Raw genomic sequence first — 15,566 nt, forward strand, 5'->3', positions numbered from 1 at the left:
TGATGATCGGTGACGGAGGAACTACAGAACCTCCCGCTGTCGGCGCTGTTTAGCGGTCCGCTGATCGCCGCGATCGACGCGAGCGTCGAGGCCCAGACGGAGACCGTCGAACTCCTGCGCGAACACGGCTACGACGAGGCGGGCAATCTCGTCACGGTGACCTTCGGGTACACGACGACCGAATCCGACCCGGCGGGCGGCACGCGCCGGGTGGCCAGAGAGATCGAGATTCCACTCCTGCTCTTTCTCTCCCTTCCCAACCTCGTGATCCACGAGATCGAAGAGGAGTTCTCGGCGAAGATTACGAAGGTACAGAGTACAGAGGCCGAATCCGATAGCGTCGAACCCGCGTCTCGCCACCGCCTCACACCGATCCGGCCGCCGCGACTCCGCGTCACACCGTCCGACCAGGAGACGACGCTCGACCGCAAGACGCGCTCGACCTACGACCTGACCGTCCGGATGGTCGCGGAGCTGCGAAACGAGTCGGCGGGGATGGATCGACTCGAACGGGTGGCTGCGACCGCCACGACCGACCGGATCGACGAGGCGCGAACCGAACAGCTTGCCGAGACGCGTCGTGAGGAAACCGACGGTGGCGGCCTGTCTCCGGTGCCCGGTCGCGATGGGACTGCGAGCCAACCGACGCCGGATGCGGACGCCACGGCTCCCGTTCGTACTCCAGCAACTCCCGACGAGTCCGACGACGAGGGATCGGAGACGGGCGATCAGCTCGCGGGGCAGTCGGCCGATTCGGCCGATCGAGCGGTCGGCGATCCGTCGGAATACACCGTCTCCGAGCTTCGAGAGACGGTCGCCGAGGTGGACGATATCGACGACGCGCGGTCGCTCCTCGAGGCCGAGCGGACGGGTCGGAACCGAAAGACTGCTCGACGGGCCATCGAGCGTCGGATCGAACACCTTCGCGACGAGGAGGCGTCAGAAGAATGACCGAACTGACCCGATTCCTCGCCGCGTTGTACGATTCGTTCTCGGAGGCGGAGATGCAGGCTCAGGAGCACGGCCGCAGGCGCTACCTCGAACTCCTCGAGACGGGAGCGATCCCGAAGGACGGTGCGGTCCCCGTTTACCACGCGGCCGACGCGAGCGTCACACTCGACGTCGGACTCGCGGCCGAAGAGACCAAACACGGGACGGAAATCTACATCACCGAACCGACGGAGGGAGACGAGTCGGGGCTGACGTTCACCGTCGAACTGTTCGACCTGGTCGACATCGACGACTTCGAGAACCTGGAGTACGAGGACGTACTGGACGATGGGGTACCGCCCGGTCGTTCGCGTCCGGGTGGACCCGGTGGCGGGCCGATTGGCGACATCGAGAGCCAGTCGGTGGACGCCGTCCGCGGGATCGGCCCGGAATTCTCGAACGATCTCGAGGCGGCTGGCGTCGAGTCGATCGCCGACCTCGTCGTCCACTCGCCCGAGGAACTGGCCGAGATCGTCAGTGAAGAGGGCGGCGTCGTCTCGCCCGATCGCGCGAGCGACTGGATCGAACAGGCTCGCGGGATGATTGCGGTCCTCTCCGGGGGCGCCCAGCCGGTCGAGTTCGTCGACGATATCGGACCGGCCTACGGGAGTCGCCTCCGTGAACACGGGATCGAGACGCTCTCGGAACTGGTCGATCGCTCACCCGACGAGGTCGCAGACCTGGTCAGTACCGCGTCCCGCTCGATCTCGACCGATCGGACCGGCGAGTGGCTCGCGGCGGCCGAGGATCTCCTCGCAGAGTTGGAACAGACCGAGGCGGACGTGGCGGAGCGCTCGTCCGACGAACCGGGAGAGAGTGATGCATCCCCACCGACCGACGATTCGGCCATGACGTCGGCGGAGCGTGAATCGACCGACGAAACCGGGATGATCGACGAAACTGAGACGACCGGCGACCCCGAGACGAACGACGACGCAGAGACGATCGGCGAAACGGAGACGACCGACGACGAAGAACGATGACAGGAAACCTTGGAACCTACTTCGAGCAGTTGACGATGAGCGATCGAGCCGAACTCGAGACGCGCCTCGAACGCTACCGCGATCAACTCGAGGCACAGGGGTACGAAGCGACGGTCGCGGAGGGCGAGAACGGCTTCTTCGCCGGCGTCCTGGTTATCGACGACGAGGGTGGCCGCTTCGGCTTTCTCGAACCGGACGGCAGTGTCACCTGGATTGGCGGCGACAACGAGGGCATCGGTGCCTTGGGGACGGCTGTCGCACAGAACCCGACCGAAGAACTCGCGCAGGACCCGGACGGGCTCGAGAACGTCGACGTCGAGTGATCCGACGAGACGAGCGGGAGGCGGATGAGACGAACCCGGCCGAGACGGCGGTGCTCGTCGGCATTCGGACACTGGCGTCGGTCAGGCGGCGACGAATGGGCACCCTCGGAGTCTCCGTCCCGATGCCGTCGGAACGTTTTTCCACGATCCGTTCCGATATCTCCGTATGCAGGTGACCTTCCTCGGGACCGGCTCCGCGATGCCGATGGGCGACCGTTTCCAGGCAGGAATTCTCGTCCAGGAGGACGGTCGGACCGTGCTGATCGATTGCGGATCTGGGGTCCTCCACCGGCTGGAGCAGTCGGGCGTGGGATACGAAGCCGTCTCGACGGTGCTGCTCACGCACCACCACCTGGACCACGTCGCCGACCTCCTCCCGCTGATGAAGGCCCGGTGGCTCGCGGGCGAGGAGCATCTGGAGATCGTCGGCCCGCAGGGGACGAAAGCCCTCGTCGACGATCTCCTCTCCGTCTTCGAGTACATGGACGGCCGACTCGACCTCCAGGTTCGCGAGGTCGTCCCCGACGATACGGTCTCGGTCGCGGGATTCGACGTCTCTACGTACGAAACGCGCCACTCGCTGCCCTGTCTGGCCTATCGGTTCGACGATCGCTTCACCTTCAGCGGCGACAGCGAGGCGTTCACCGGACTGGCGAACTTCGCCGATGGGTGTGCAATCTTCGCCCACGACTGCTCGTTCCCCGACGACGTCGACGTCTCGAATCACCCGACGCCGAGTGACCTCGGCCGGGCGCTCGCCGACGTCGAACTCGGGCGGCTCTACCTCACGCACCTCTACCCGCACACGCAGGGCCGCCACGAGGAGATGCGCCGCTCGATCGCGACTCACTTCGACGGCGACGTCAGATTCGCCGAGGACCTCCAGCGCGTGACGATCGAATCGTGAGTGCGTTCGTCGGCGAGTCGGTTCTTCGAGCGGTTTGGTGGTCGGCGTCTCGATCGATCCGGTCCCCGGTTCTTCGACTGGAGTGGGAGCCGGTTCCTCAATCGATCCGATACCGCAGGAGTGCTGCGATGCCGCCAAGGTTCGAGAGCTGCTGTCCCGGCGGGAACTCGCTCGAGAACACGGTCACCTCACCGCCTTTCTGTTCGACCGTCCGGACCAGGTCGTCGACGTCGACGGCCCACTCGCGGTCGGGACCGCGCTCTTTTCGGAGCCGATCGTCGAGAACCAGGAGCCGTTCGATCGCGCCGAATTCGGCCGCTTTCTCGACTTCGTTGGGTCCGTAGGCGGCCTTCGCCCCCTCGGCGATCCGGCGGGTCAGTTCGTCGATCGCCTCGGCTTCGGTCTCGATTCGCGTCTCCTGTTGCACGTCTGCGACGGCACCGCGTTTTAACACCTCGTGAACGCCACGGTCACCGACGCTCGCCGTGTCGACCATCGTGATCAGTTCTGCGACCTCGGGTGCCTCGTCCTCGACGTATTTGTGGGCGTCTTGCTTGGTAAAGCCAGGTCCGGCGAGGATGATCGCGTCGACGTCGAGGCGTCGGAGGACGTCCGTCAGCTCGGAAAAGAGCGCGGTCCGATCCTGGGCGTCCTCGTTCTTGCCCGTCGAGCCCGTGATCGTCGCGCGTTCCTCGGTGCCGTACTGGGCCACGCTGTGGACGTGGGCTCGTCCCTCTTCGACCGTCGCGATGGCGACGTCGGGGTTCTCGGTCGCTTCCTCCGCCTCCTCGAGGCGCCGTTCTTGATCGGGTTTCCAGTACTTCTCGATCGAGAGTTCGTCGCGCTCTTCGACGTTCAGTGTGTGCTGAAAGCCCAGTTGATCCTCGCGGGAGCAGGCGACGATCTCGCCGCCGACGCGGAGCCGGTTCGCGAAGCGGTGGAACTCGACGTCCTCGACCGCCAGCGCGACCCACATGGGCTCTCGCTCGCCGCCCGTATCGCGCATCTTGTCGTCGTTGCGCTGGATCCGACGGGTCGTGTCGCCGGCGACGCGGTCGCCGGGCTCGAGGACGTACTGGAGGTGCCAGAGGTCGTCGACGTTCTCCGGGACGACGGTCAGTCGCTCCCGACCGCCATCGAGTCGCTCCCGGTCTCTGACCTGCATGGGTCACCGTCGAACCGGCGCGGTGAAAGGTGCTGTTATTCGGACCCACCGCGGCGATTGGTTGGCAGTGCGCCAGTGAGTGTGTTTCCGGCGTGCATCGGTGACGCGGTCGACGGCTTCGGGGCTACGATAGTCCGACCAAGCGTGGCTCGATTCCCGAGTGACCGTGACGTCCGTCTTCGCATGCGACGGTGGCCCACTGCTCGGCGTGGTACGGCTTCACCCGTTCCACTGTACTCGTTCCCCGGCACATATTTATACGTCGGTGTGGGGTAATACTTACAGACGAATGCGACACGGACGGGTCCTGCTGCTGGTGGCGACGTTTCTCTCGATTCTCTCGCTGGGGATCGCCGGGTCGGCGCTCGAAACGGTGTCGATCTCGTCGCCGTACGAGTCGCCGTCTGCTGAGCGACCCGACTCGGGTGTCTCGCTGTTCGGGATGCTGTTTATGCTCTTGGCCGCGGTGTTCGAGTTGTTCGGTATCGAGTTGAGGGAGCCAACGGTCCCTGCCGGTACCGGCGACATGACCGGGGTCTTCGTCGCGTTGCTCGAGTTCCTGTACCCGAACGCGTTGCCCGCGCTGGCGCTCGGTTTGGGTGCGGTCCTCCTGTCTTTCGCCGTGCGACGACTTCCGGATTCTCGCGGCGAATCACTGATTCGGTCGGTAGTCATATGGGGTGTGTCCGCGCTGGACGGGTGGCGGTACGGAGCGGGCACGGCGCCACGACGCAACGACGTGGGGCGTGAGTGGCCGCCCGCCGAACCGACGGACGAGGTGTCACGGGCCTGGGTAGCCATGATCCAAGCGCTCGACGTCGATACTCCACGCAGTCGAACGCCCGCAGAGTGGCAGCGTGCAGCCGTCGACGCGGGGATCGATCCGTCCGTCGCTCGCGAACTGACCGACCTGTTCAGGAAGGTCAGGTACGGGCGTTCGACGGCATCTTCGGACGACCGGGACCGAGCGAACGAGCACCTGAGACGGATCGAGGGGGAGTGAGCGATGGATCCCATTTCGATCGGTCGCCGTTCGCTGACCGCGATCGGGATCTTCTCACTCTGTCTGGGGCTCGGAGTAGTGCTGTTCGTTCCAATTGTCCCACCCGCTCCGTGGCCTCGAGACGACGAAGTCGTCGTGACCCTGTTCTTCACGGGAGTCCTGACGATCGTGTGCTTCTACGTGCCGCTCGTCCTGGGAGGTGTGGACGTATCGGGTGACGCGAACGGAGCGCCGCCTGAACGAGTAGTGTCGACGCCGACTCCCGGCGCTCGGTTCGAACGGCGCCTCGAGAGTCGTTGGTCGGTGACGTTGCCGCGCCAGACGCGGCGGCGTCTCCGGACGGATATCCGTCAGGCGGCCGTTCGAGCGATCTGGAGACGATCGAACGGCACACCCCGAAGTGCACGTGAAACGATCGAACGAGGGGACTGGACGAGCGATCCGGTCGCCGAATCGTTCGTTCGACGCGATCGGGGGTCGGAACGGACGCCCGTCCGGGCCGTGGTCGATCGGGTGCTGTTCAAGACTCGCGCGCTGCGAGCCGTCCGAGCGATCGTGCGCCTCGAACGGGAGGGACACCGTCGATGATCCGTCGACGGACCGGTCGATGGAACGGCACGGTCATCGTCGCGTTATCGGCGATCGCCGTCGGCGTCCTGCTAGCGGAGTCGGCGTTGGTGCTCCTGGCGATCCCCCCTATCGTTTTCGTGGGCTATTCACATCTCACGAGGGACCCTGTCGTCTCGCTCTCCGTCGACCACCATCTAGCCCCCACGGACCCAACCCACGGGGAGTCCGTCGAGGTCACCGTGACGGTTCGCAACGAGGGCCCACAGCCGCTCGCAGACGTTCGAGTGCTCGACGGGGTCCCACCGATGCTCTCCGTCCGTGACGGTACGCCCCGCCACGGAGCCGTTCTCGGGCCCGGTGAGTCGACGACGTTTTCCTATCGCGTCGAACCGAAACACGGCGTCCACCGATTCGAACCGGTGACGGCGGTCGTCAGGGACGTTAGCGGCCGGCTGGCGATGGTGACGACGCTCTCGACGTCGACTGCGATTTCGTGCCGGTCGCCGGTCCGGACGATTCCGTTAGAACGGGTCGTCGGGAATCGTCCCGGCGCCACGGCTGGCGCGACGACCGGGAGCGGGGTCGAGTTCTCCACGGTCCGATCCTATCGATTTGGGGATCCACCGGGACGGATCGACTGGAATCGATACGCACGATCCGGTTCGTTATCGACGGTCAGCTATCGCGAGGAGCGAACCGAGTCGGTGGTCCTCTGCGTGGATGCGAGGCGCGAGTGCTATCTCTCGGCGGGTCCGGCCGAACCACACGCAGTGTTGTACGAACGCGTTGCAGCCAGAGAAGTACTCGACGCGGTGACAGCCGCCGGAACGCCCGTGGGGTTGTCGATTCTGTCGGCCGAGTCGACGTGGCTCGCGCCTGGAACGTGTTCTCACCACGTCGGGAATATCGAACGGACGCTCGAAGACGACACTACGCTGTCGCTCGAGCCACCGGACCGTCGGACGGAAGACGGGTGTGTCGACGCCCACGTCAGCACGCTCCAGCCGGCCGTTCGCGCGGACTGGGGCGTCGTCTTGTTCTCACCCCTCTGCGACGACGTTCCGGTCGAGATCTCGCGTCGACTCCGCGAACGAGGCTGTTCCGTCGCGGTCGTTTCACCGGACGTCACGAGTGGGAATTCCCTCGCCACCGCGTTCTCGCAACTCCGGCGCAGAAATCGTATCGCCACCCTTCGGCGAGCCGACGTTCCCGTCGTCGACTGGGACCCCGAAACGCCCCTCGAGCCGACGATCCGGCGGAGCGTGGGGCGATGAGTCGGATTCCTGCCCACCCGACTGATCCGCGACCAGCTGTTCTGAGCGCTGCAGTCGCCTGTCTCGCCGCCTTCGGCGCCGCCATCGTCGGCTCGACCGGACCCGTTCAGCAGGCACCGTTGCTCCTCACCGGGATCGGTTCGGGACTCTACGCGTGTGGGATCGTCCTTCGGCGCCGTCGCTACCGGTTCGTCGGACGCGTAGCCACTGTCGTCGGCCCGCTCGTCGTCGGCGGTGCGCTCGTCGGTATCGTCGCACTCTCACCATCGCTGGCGACGGTGCTGCCGATCATCGCGTGCGGTCTCGGCGTCGCGTTCCTCACCGTCGGGATGTTTTCGATCGTCGTTCGATGGGCGCGTCAGTGCGCCATGTTCGGCGTCGTCCTGCTGCTCGGTGGGGTGCTCGCGAATGCGACGATCGGTGAGCCGCCGATCTTGCGATCGGCGTTCGCGGTCACGTCGGTCGTGCTGTCCTGGGACGCCGCCGACCGGGCGGTATCGGTAGGGCGAGCACTCGGTCCCGGCGCGACGACGGCGCCGGTGGAAGTGGTCCGGACGATGCCGAGCGTTCTCGTCGGTGGGGCAGCCATCGCTCTCACCGTCGGTGCCTCGATGATTCCGGCGGCTGGTGGCACGGTTTTCGGCGTCCTGCTCGTCCTCGTAGCGACGGTCGCGTTTACGCTTGTTCTCTCACACGCCCCGCGCACGTCGGAATCGTGATGTGGTGGCCGGTGGGTCATGTCCCGTCGATCGTTCGCGCGTGCGGCTGATCGCCGGACGCGATCGAGCCGATCGATCGGAAATCGAGGGTCACTGCGGGACCAGCGGCGTCTCCGGGTCGGAGACAGGGACTCCGACTGTCCGGCTCTCAATCGTCTTTGATCCGACTGCCGCCCGGCGGCAGGAAGTGCTGAAGTTGATCCGGGCTTGCGATCTTGCGGACGAACGACTCGTCGGCGAAGCGTTCGCGCAATTCGCGGTAGATCCGCTTTGCCACGTCGCCCTGGGCGAACTGGCCGGGTTCGACCTCGATCGTGGTCACCGCCCGGTCTGCGATCGCGGCCGGCGGTCCACCGACGACGCGGGTCCAGGGCTCACACTGGATGCCGACGACGACGCCGACCGGCGTATCTCGATGGTAGGTCCGGTCGCCCCGAATTGCGAAGCCGCCCTTCTCCAGATATTCGCCGCTCTCGGGCGTCTTGGTCACCTGATCGGCGTCGACGGAGTAGACGTCGCCGGCGTAGCGACCGTCCTTCCAGACCGACGCGTAGGAGACGGCGAACTGGGCGGCCTGCTCGATGCTCGTCTCTGGGAACTCCATGTCGGGACGGGACGATTCGCTGGGATCCGTGGCCTTCAGGACCGTCACCGGCCCGCCGTGGGCCTGCGTGTGGAAGACGCGATCGCCGGGTTCCAGATACTTGCTCACGAGCTCTTCGTTCTGGTCGGCGTTCCGGCCGCCGATGACGAGGAAGCCGTCGCTGGTGTGGACCCACCGGAAGCGGTCGAACCAGGGTTCGTTCTCGCGGATCGGGATCGACGAGCGTGAGAGCCAGTCGATCTCGCGGTCGTCTTCGTCCGAGTCGTCGCCCCCGGTATCGGCGCCACCTTCGCCGTCGGCGGCCTCCCAGGCGGCCTTGCGTTCGCGGACGTCGGCGAGGTCCTCGCGGGTGTTCTCGATCGCCTGCTGAGCGCCTTCCTTCTTCTCGGCGATTCGCTTCGCCTCGGTGTAGAGGCGATCGGCGTTCTTCTCGACGCCGTCTTCGGCATCGAGCGGGATCCGTTCGCCGTCGAGATCGATCGTCACGCGGCCGTTCGCGCCGTCGACGCCGACGACCGCCTCGGCCGCGTCGATTCCCTGCTCGGCACCGGCGGCGAATCGTTCCTCGATCTCCGCCCACGGTGTGCCCTCGGCTCTGGCCTCGCGGACCGTCGTGAGGATCTCGTCGACGAAGCCGTAGTTCGCGTAGAGCAACTCGGCGCGCTCGCGTTCGGCCGCGGCCTCGCGCTCGAACTCCTCGATCGCACCCTCCTGCTGTTCGATGATGCGCTGTTGCTTCGCGATCTCGGCCTCGAAGTCGGGCCGTTGGCTGGTCGGCTCGGCTGACTCCTCCTCGGCGAGTTCCAGCCGGTAGAAGTACTCGTCGAGGGCCTCGGTGAAGGAGTCGAACGCTTCGGGTTCGAGTCCCGCTTGCTGGTGTTCGTCGAGCGGGAACGGCGTCACGTCGACAGGCGTACCGGACGCCTCGGTCTCGTCCTCGTCGTCAGTGTCCGCTGTTGCGTCAGCCTCGTCGTCAGTCCCGCTGTCGTCCCCGTTTTCGCCTTCTTCGTCCTCGCGTTCCAGATAGAGCCGCGGATCGAACGCGCCGTTCCTGACGTCGATCGACAGTCGTTCGATCGCCCCGTAGAGCCTCTCGTATTCGGCCTCGTCGGCGTCGTCGATGTCCATCGTCTTTTCGACACCGGCGCGCGTACAGAGCTCTTCGGCGTAGAGGCCGCCGAAGTTGAGCTGCGTCGCGAGCGTTCGGACGACGTCCGTATCGGAGTCGTCCATCTGCCGGTCGAAGGCTTCACGGGAGACGGTCAGCGGATTCACCCGCGACTCGGGGAATTCGTAGCGAGCGCCGGGGGCGACGGTGCGCGACTTCAGTCGGATCGTCTCGAGCGAGTCCACGACCTCGTACTCGTCGTCGGTGACGGCCACATTGCCCTCGCCGAACAACTCGACGATGAGTCGGGTCGTGGCGTCCTCGCGGTCGAAGACGAACTCGAGGATGCGATCGAACTCGTACTGCGAGACGCCGGCGAAGTCGGCCCCGGAGAGCCGGTTCCGGAGCATCTTCGCGAAGTGTGGCGGCCGACCCGGCGCGTCCGGCACGCGCTCCTGGGCGACCGTGTGGACACGCTTCGTCTCGCCGACCTCGATGAAGAGTTCGACCCGTCCGCGATCGAAATCCCGCAGCTTGAGGCGCACGAGGTCGTCGCCGTAGAGGTAGGCCTTGTCGACCTTCGCCCCCTCCAGTTCGGAGAGCTCGCCGACGACGGCGGCGAGGTCGACGCTCGAGAGTTCCCGCTTCGGATCCATACTGTCCACTGTCGCTCCGCCCCAAAAAGGGGTGTCGCTCCGACTCGCACCCAGGTCGACCGTGGATCGATTCCGTGACTGGGCCGACTATTCCGGCCGGGGAATTAGGTCGGTGCAGCGCCTCCGGGTGTCCGTGACAGTGTCCCGAGACCACGATCCCGATGCGTCCGCCCACGTCGGCCCGTATCGCGTCGAGCAGCTCGCCGACCCCGAACGCGGGCTGCGCGTCGGCTGTGAGCGCCACGACGAGTGGACTGAGTTCGATCCGGGTCGTCGATCGGTGGCGTTCTACTGTCCGGACTGCAGCATGGAGATCGAAGTGACGCTCCACGACGACCTGGATTGGCGTGACTGGGGGGAGCGGTGTTAGGGCGGCTACTATAGGGGGTAGTCCGTCTATCGCCCGAGACGCGAGAGAGACTGTCTAGAGCCGCTTACTCACGTAGGGGCCGTCCTGGTGGTACCCGAGTTTCTCGCGGTAGTACTCGCGGGCGCCGATACCCGAGATGACCGAGAGCTTGGAAAACCCGGCGTCGGCGGCGAGGTCCTCGGCTCGCTCCATCAGTCGACGGCCGTAGCCGCGGTGCTGGTGCTGACCGCCGTCGCTGGCGGCGTTGTTTGGCTGCGTGCCCTGTCCGCTCGCGGATTCCGGGTCACTTTGCGGCTCGCTCCCGACGCTCACCTCACTGCCGTAGACGTGGAGTTCGCGAACCAGCGCGGCGTCGTCGAGCTCGGGGCGGACGGGGTCGTTCGGGAAACGGAGCCGACAGAAGCCGATCAGGAGGTTCTGGTCGAAGTCCTCGACGGAGATGAAGTGCTCCGTGCCGCCGCAGGCCTCGTAGGTCATCACGTCCAGGTCGACGGTTTGGGGTTCCGCGTCGTTCATCCCTACTTCGCGACAGCGAATACAGTCACAGGACCAGCCGTGTTCGTCCATGCGCTGTCTGGCGAGCTGGCGCAGGTTCGACTTCCAGACGCCGGCGTCGATGAAGTCCGCGGGGATGTCCCGCTGGACGCGCTGGAGGCGCGTGTAGCGCGGGATCATGTCCTTGATCTCGGCGACCAGGTCGGCCGCCTCGTCGTTCGTCAGGGGATCGTACTCGTCTCGGTGCCACCAGTCGTAGGTGGCGGTGCCGCGGACGACGAGCGTCGGGTAGATCTTCAAGTAATCGGGCTTCCAGTCCTCGTTCGCGAAGAGTTCGCGGAAGTCCTCGAGACACATCTCTTTGCTCATCCCCGGCTGGCCGGGCATCATGTGGAACCCGACCTTGAACGCCGCGTCGCGCAGGCGGCGGTTGGCGTCGATCGACTCCTGGATGCCGTGGCCGCGGTGCATCTCGCGGTTGATACGCTCGTATGTGGTCTGGACGCCCACCTCGACCTTCGTCCCCCCGAGATCGAGCATGCGATCGATCTGTTCCGGGTCGCACCAGTCGGGCTTGGTCTCGAACGTGGTCCCGATGTTACGGATCTCGTTCGTCTCGTTTTCGGCGATCACGTCTTCTATGTATCGCCACTCGTACTCCTCGGGATCCTGCGCGAAGCTCACGCCCTCGGCGGGCTCGGGCTCTTTCTCGACGTCGTAGTCGTTCATCGCCTCTAACGCCCGCTTGACGAACCACTCCTGGTAGTCGTGACTGCGCGCGGTCATCGTCCCGCCCATGAGGATGAGTTCCACCTTGTCGACCGGGTGTCCTATCTGGCGTAACTGCTCTAAGCGGAGCGTAACCTGGCCGTACGGATCGTAATCGTTCTGGACCCCGCGCGCGGCCGCCGGCTCCTGGCCGGTGTAGCTCTGCGAGGAGGAGAACTCCGAGTCCGGGCCGCCCGGACAGTACAGACACTTTCCGTGCGGACAGCGCGCGGGCGAGGTCATGATCGCGACGGGCGAGACGCCCGAGGCCGTCCTGACCGGCTTTCGTTGCAGGACCGATTCGAGCGTCTCACGCTGCTCGTCCGGGGCGTACTCCAGCAGTTCCGCGTTCTTCGGCACCTTCGGCGCGGAGTACTCGGAGCACGCCTGCAACTTCGCCGATTCGACGTCCTCTCGGTCGATCTCCCCCGAGAGAATCCGTTCGACCAGCGTCTCACAGACCCGCTCGAACGCCTCCGTCTCGGTCGGATCGGACGTCTCGGTACTCACTACGCGATGGTGGTGGACGGCCGCGAATAAGCGTATCGGACCGATAGCACCAGCTATCGGGTGTATCGATCCGCAGGACGGTGATGGTTCTACCCGAGCAGTTCGCCGAGTGCGTCGACGGCGGCCTCGTGGACGGCCGCTCGTTCACCCTTCAGGAACTCGACGTGGCCATCAGCGCCGCCGACGACGTGGACGCCGGCGTTCGGGAGCGCGTCGGCGATGGTCTCGCCGAGGTCACGAACGTCGACGGACTCGGTCGCGCGAACGTGCAGTTCGGTCTCGTCGACACCGAGCGTGACGAACGGCGGGTCCGTCCGTCCGCGTTCGCGCCGGTGGAGTTCGTCGAGGAGGAGCCCCGTCGGTGGGAAGTCGAACCGATGGGTGTACTTGGCCGTGTCGAGGACGGTGATCGTGACGCCGTTCGTCCCGCGCACGCCGGCGTTCTCGCGAGCGGTCTCGAGTTCGGTCTCGAGCTTGTCGCGGAACTGGCCGGAGACGTGGGTAGCGAGATCCCCGTCCGTGTCGAACAGCAGGTCGGCGATCAGTTCGCGTTTGCCGTTGTACGACTGGTAGTGTGCCTCGAGGGCGACGGCGTTCCGTCGGTCTTCGAGCGCCGTCTCGTCGTAGCCGGCGTCGGCCGCGAGGTCGACGAACGACTGGGGCGGCGACTCCCAGTAACTGAGGGCGGGGAGGTGGGCGACCTCGTCGCGGACGTCGGGGTTGACGGCCGACGCGAGCGTGCTCGCGAGCGCCGTGGTCGTACAGTCTTCGACCGAGACGTCGTGGGTCGACGGCGTGACCGTCGTCGTGACGACGTCGGACAGGTCGTCGGCGCGGCCCGCGTCGACGACGAGGTGCTCGGTTCCGTACCGATCGAGCAGTTCGTAGGCTTCTCGGGAGGCCTCCGTGCTCCCGGCGTCGACGACGACGACCAGCGGCACCTGTTCGTCGTGGCGCTCCTTCGCGTCGAGCAACGACGTGACGTCACCCGTCGCGTCGTTCATCTCGTAGCGAGAGCCGTCGAGCGGGCGGCGCTCGACGTAGTGGTAGACGGCGTCGTCTCGGGTGTGTTTGTCTCGAACGAGCGGAAGGATCGCGTGTTCCAGTCCTGCGGCAGCCGCGTAGCCGTCGGCCGTGTCGCTGTGGCGGACGACGACCGGCTGACTCTCCATTACGGCCCGCCGGATCGCCGTCGCCGCGTCTCCGAGTTCGGTTTCGACGGCGGCGATCGCCTCGAGGTCGCCGAACGGCTCGACCGACGCCGGTCTCGCCTGGTCCTCGATCGCCGCATCGAGTCGCGATCGAACCGCGGCCGCGTCGTCGTCCGTCCGGACGGTCAGCGCTTCGGTTTCGATCTGGAGGTCGCCGTTGTGTCGTTCGACCTCGCCTTCGAGCGAGACGACGTCGTCGACGTCGACGTCGGGATAGGCGCGAACGCCCGCCTCTTCGAACGCGGCACACTCGACGATGCCCGTCTCGTCTTTCAGTTCGAAGACGGTCGGGCCACTCGTCTGGCGGACGCTCGCGATCTCGCCTTCGAGTCGGACGATCGTCCCGAGTTTGTCCTCGAGTGAATCGATCGTCGTCCGCGCGAGCGTGGCGTCGGCGTCGTCGGACGCCCGATCGTGGGGCTCTTCGTCGGCGACGGCCACCGCGCTTCCACTGCCGGCGGCGACGGTCCCGCCGTCCTGTCCGCCCGCGGAGGCGTTCCCGGAGGTACTCGTCGCACTCGCGGGAGTGTCGGTGTGTTCGGCGGCGCTAGCGTCGACCCCAGCGCTGTCTTCGGTTCGGGCGCTCCGATCGTCCTCGCTCGTCGGTTCGTCCGTCTCGGTCGGCGTCTCGTCCGTCTCGGTCGACGCCGTCTCTTCCTCGTCGGGAAGTCGCTCGCCCGTTTCGGGATCGTCGACGATCGTTCCGCGGAACTCGTCTGCCGATTCGCGGATGGACCAGCCGAGGTCCACGTTGCCGTTGTCGCGGACCGAGAGGACCTGGACGAAGACGGTGTCGCCGGGTTCCCACTCGAGGCTTTCGAGTCGGCTATCCAGTTCGCTACGGTGCAACAGGCCGGTGACACGGGGGCCGATATCGACGAAGACGCCGAAGTCGGCGTACCCGTCGACGGTCCCCCGGTAGTACCGGTTGGGGGTCAGTTGCGAGGGGTCGTCGCCACGGAAGACGAAACAGACGTCCTCTTCGTGGACCTCGCAAACTTCGCCGTCGACAGGCGTGTCGCAGATGATGCAGGTACCCATCTACCCCAGTAAAATGGATTGAGCGTAAAACGGTTGTCGAATCGGACTCGCCACCGACCGACGCCAGGATCGGCGGTCACCGTCGTCGCCTCCGTCGATTCGCACCAGGTTTACCTCTCGGGGCCCATCAGGCGGCCGCGGATTGGGCGCACGCGCGAGGTGTAGTAATTGGGCTCTGACTGATCCGACGTCGAGTATCCCTCCGAGTCGTGTTTCACTCGAAGCCGACCGACGTGTCTCACTCGAAGACGGCCGACTCGGATTCGAGTTCGTCTATCTCGGCCGCGAGCGACCGCACCTCGTCGGGAAAGAGTGCGACCTGCACCTCGTTGCCCGCGTCGTCGGTGAATTCGAACTTCACCCGCTTATCGCCGAACTCGCGCGCGTGTGCCTCTTCGACGTCGAACAGTTTGACTGTGGTCGTCTTGTTCGTCGGACCGACGTTTTTGATCGAACCGTCTTTCACCTCGACCGTGAACGGGTCGAGTTCCAGTGTCAGCATCGACCACCGCTTCGGACCGGGACGGGATAAAGCCGGGCGATGAGCCGACGGATCGATTCGGTTGTGAGCGTCCTTCGATCTCGGACGTCGGTCCCAAATCCGGACGAGACGTCGCTTCGACGCCCGTCTTCGATATCGGTAGCGGTTCGATGCGGTCTCTGCGATGGGCAGTTGCTCGATTGATGGTTCGGAGGGCCGTCGATTCCGGCCGTCTGTGACCGCACACCAATGGACGTCTATCCAGGTTCGATACGCGCTGACGGCCACCGGCGCGGGCTAACTCGTGGTATCGAGTGTGTACGACCGAGTGTGATCTATCAGTCAGCCGTCAGCGGGGGCGAGAACGACGAAATCTCGTACTTTTAAG

Annotated in this window: 14 protein-coding genes; 9 read left to right on the forward strand and 5 right to left on the reverse strand. The window is 65.7% G+C overall.

The window, feature by feature from the left end; translation table 11 throughout:
- The first annotated feature begins 9 nt into the window (after positions 1–9).
- From NO366_RS11685 to NO366_RS11700, 4 genes are all read left to right on the forward strand, one after another.
- Positions 10–951: a DUF2589 domain-containing protein gene (locus tag NO366_RS11685; RefSeq protein WP_256530967.1), complete on the forward strand. Its 942-nt coding sequence runs from the start codon at positions 10–12 to the stop codon at positions 949–951.
- Entirely contained in the window at positions 948–1,973 is a 1,026-nt protein-coding gene (locus NO366_RS11690) for a helix-hairpin-helix domain-containing protein (protein ID WP_256530968.1), read from the forward strand. The genes NO366_RS11685 and NO366_RS11690 overlap by 4 nt, the downstream gene beginning before the upstream one ends.
- Entirely contained in the window at positions 1,970–2,296 is a 327-nt protein-coding gene (locus NO366_RS11695; protein ID WP_256530969.1) for a hypothetical protein, read from the forward strand. Before NO366_RS11690 ends, NO366_RS11695 begins: the two co-directional genes overlap by 4 nt.
- Positions 2,297–2,462: 166 nt before the next feature.
- A complete protein-coding gene (locus tag NO366_RS11700) occupies positions 2,463–3,203 on the forward strand; it encodes an MBL fold metallo-hydrolase (RefSeq protein WP_256530970.1) in 741 nt (246 codons plus the stop codon).
- Positions 3,204–3,300: 97 nt separating this feature from the next.
- Here NO366_RS11700 and NO366_RS11705 read toward each other — a convergent pair whose 3' ends face one another.
- Positions 3,301–4,368 (reverse strand): mRNA surveillance protein pelota, encoded by a 1,068-nt coding sequence (locus NO366_RS11705; RefSeq protein WP_256530971.1) that lies wholly within the window; start codon positions 4,366–4,368, stop codon positions 3,301–3,303.
- A 289-nt stretch (positions 4,369–4,657) separates the two neighbouring features.
- Between NO366_RS11705 and NO366_RS11710 the strand changes: the two genes are divergently transcribed.
- Genes NO366_RS11710 through NO366_RS11720 form a run of 4 tightly spaced genes read left to right on the forward strand, consistent with a single transcriptional unit; the run spans position 4,658 to position 7,934 of the window.
- Positions 4,658–5,371, forward strand: a complete 714-nt coding sequence (locus NO366_RS11710) for a DUF4129 domain-containing protein (RefSeq protein WP_256530972.1) — start codon at positions 4,658–4,660, stop codon at positions 5,369–5,371.
- Positions 5,372–5,374: 3 nt separating this feature from the next.
- On the forward strand, positions 5,375–5,959 hold the full coding sequence (locus NO366_RS18655; protein WP_425493186.1) for a DUF7269 family protein: 585 nt from the start codon (positions 5,375–5,377) through the stop codon (positions 5,957–5,959).
- Positions 5,956–7,215 (forward strand): DUF58 domain-containing protein, encoded by a 1,260-nt coding sequence (locus NO366_RS11715; RefSeq protein WP_256530973.1) that lies wholly within the window; start codon positions 5,956–5,958, stop codon positions 7,213–7,215. Before NO366_RS18655 ends, NO366_RS11715 begins: the two co-directional genes overlap by 4 nt.
- Positions 7,212–7,934 carry a DUF7519 family protein gene (locus NO366_RS11720; RefSeq protein WP_256530974.1) on the forward strand — a complete coding sequence of 241 codons (723 nt, stop codon included), beginning with the start codon at positions 7,212–7,214 and terminating at the stop codon, positions 7,932–7,934. Before NO366_RS11715 ends, NO366_RS11720 begins: the two co-directional genes overlap by 4 nt.
- 148 nt (positions 7,935–8,082) lie before the next feature.
- Here NO366_RS11720 and rqcH read toward each other — a convergent pair whose 3' ends face one another.
- Positions 8,083–10,302, reverse strand: a complete 2,220-nt coding sequence (gene rqcH / locus NO366_RS11725; protein WP_256530975.1) for a ribosome rescue protein RqcH — start codon at positions 10,300–10,302, stop codon at positions 8,083–8,085.
- Between the two features lie 133 nt (positions 10,303–10,435).
- Between rqcH and NO366_RS11730 the strand changes: the two genes are divergently transcribed.
- A complete protein-coding gene (locus tag NO366_RS11730) occupies positions 10,436–10,672 on the forward strand; it encodes a hypothetical protein (protein ID WP_256530976.1) in 237 nt (78 codons plus the stop codon).
- 54 nt (positions 10,673–10,726) lie between these two features.
- Here the strand turns inward: NO366_RS11730 and NO366_RS11735 are convergent, their stop codons facing one another.
- The 3 genes from NO366_RS11735 to NO366_RS11745 form a co-directional block, all read right to left on the reverse strand.
- Positions 10,727–12,445 (reverse strand): tRNA uridine(34) 5-carboxymethylaminomethyl modification radical SAM/GNAT enzyme Elp3, encoded by a 1,719-nt coding sequence (locus NO366_RS11735; protein WP_256530977.1) that lies wholly within the window; start codon positions 12,443–12,445, stop codon positions 10,727–10,729.
- An 89-nt stretch (positions 12,446–12,534) separates the two neighbouring features.
- Positions 12,535–14,697 (reverse strand): DHH family phosphoesterase, encoded by a 2,163-nt coding sequence (locus tag NO366_RS11740; RefSeq protein WP_256530978.1) that lies wholly within the window; start codon positions 14,695–14,697, stop codon positions 12,535–12,537.
- 238 nt (positions 14,698–14,935) lie between these two features.
- Entirely contained in the window at positions 14,936–15,199 is a 264-nt protein-coding gene (locus NO366_RS11745; RefSeq protein WP_256530979.1) for a hypothetical protein, read from the reverse strand.
- Positions 15,200–15,566: the final 367 nt, after the last annotated feature.

It is taken from the genome of Halovivax cerinus (assembly GCF_024498195.1).
Lineage (GTDB): Archaea > Halobacteriota > Halobacteria > Halobacteriales > Natrialbaceae > Halovivax > Halovivax cerinus.

Excerpts from the sequence above, each read along its gene's own strand:
- NO366_RS11690 (WP_256530968.1), top strand. The coding sequence starts at position 948 with ATGACCGAACTGACCCGATTCCTCGCCGCGTTGTACGATTCGTTCTCG.
- NO366_RS11695 (WP_256530969.1), top strand. The coding sequence starts at position 1,970 with ATGACAGGAAACCTTGGAACCTACTTCGAGCAGTTGACGATGAGCGAT.
- NO366_RS11700 (WP_256530970.1), top strand. The coding sequence starts at position 2,463 with ATGCAGGTGACCTTCCTCGGGACCGGCTCCGCGATGCCGATGGGCGAC.
- NO366_RS11705 (WP_256530971.1), bottom strand. The coding sequence starts at position 4,368 with ATGCAGGTCAGAGACCGGGAGCGACTCGATGGCGGTCGGGAGCGACTG.
- NO366_RS11710 (WP_256530972.1), top strand. The coding sequence starts at position 4,658 with ATGCGACACGGACGGGTCCTGCTGCTGGTGGCGACGTTTCTCTCGATT.
- NO366_RS18655 (WP_425493186.1), top strand. The coding sequence starts at position 5,375 with ATGGATCCCATTTCGATCGGTCGCCGTTCGCTGACCGCGATCGGGATC.
- NO366_RS11715 (WP_256530973.1), top strand. The coding sequence starts at position 5,956 with ATGATCCGTCGACGGACCGGTCGATGGAACGGCACGGTCATCGTCGCG.
- NO366_RS11720 (WP_256530974.1), top strand. The coding sequence starts at position 7,212 with ATGAGTCGGATTCCTGCCCACCCGACTGATCCGCGACCAGCTGTTCTG.
- rqcH (WP_256530975.1), bottom strand. The coding sequence starts at position 10,302 with ATGGATCCGAAGCGGGAACTCTCGAGCGTCGACCTCGCCGCCGTCGTC.
- NO366_RS11740 (WP_256530978.1), bottom strand. The coding sequence starts at position 14,697 with ATGGGTACCTGCATCATCTGCGACACGCCTGTCGACGGCGAAGTTTGC.
- NO366_RS11745 (WP_256530979.1), bottom strand. The coding sequence starts at position 15,199 with ATGCTGACACTGGAACTCGACCCGTTCACGGTCGAGGTGAAAGACGGT.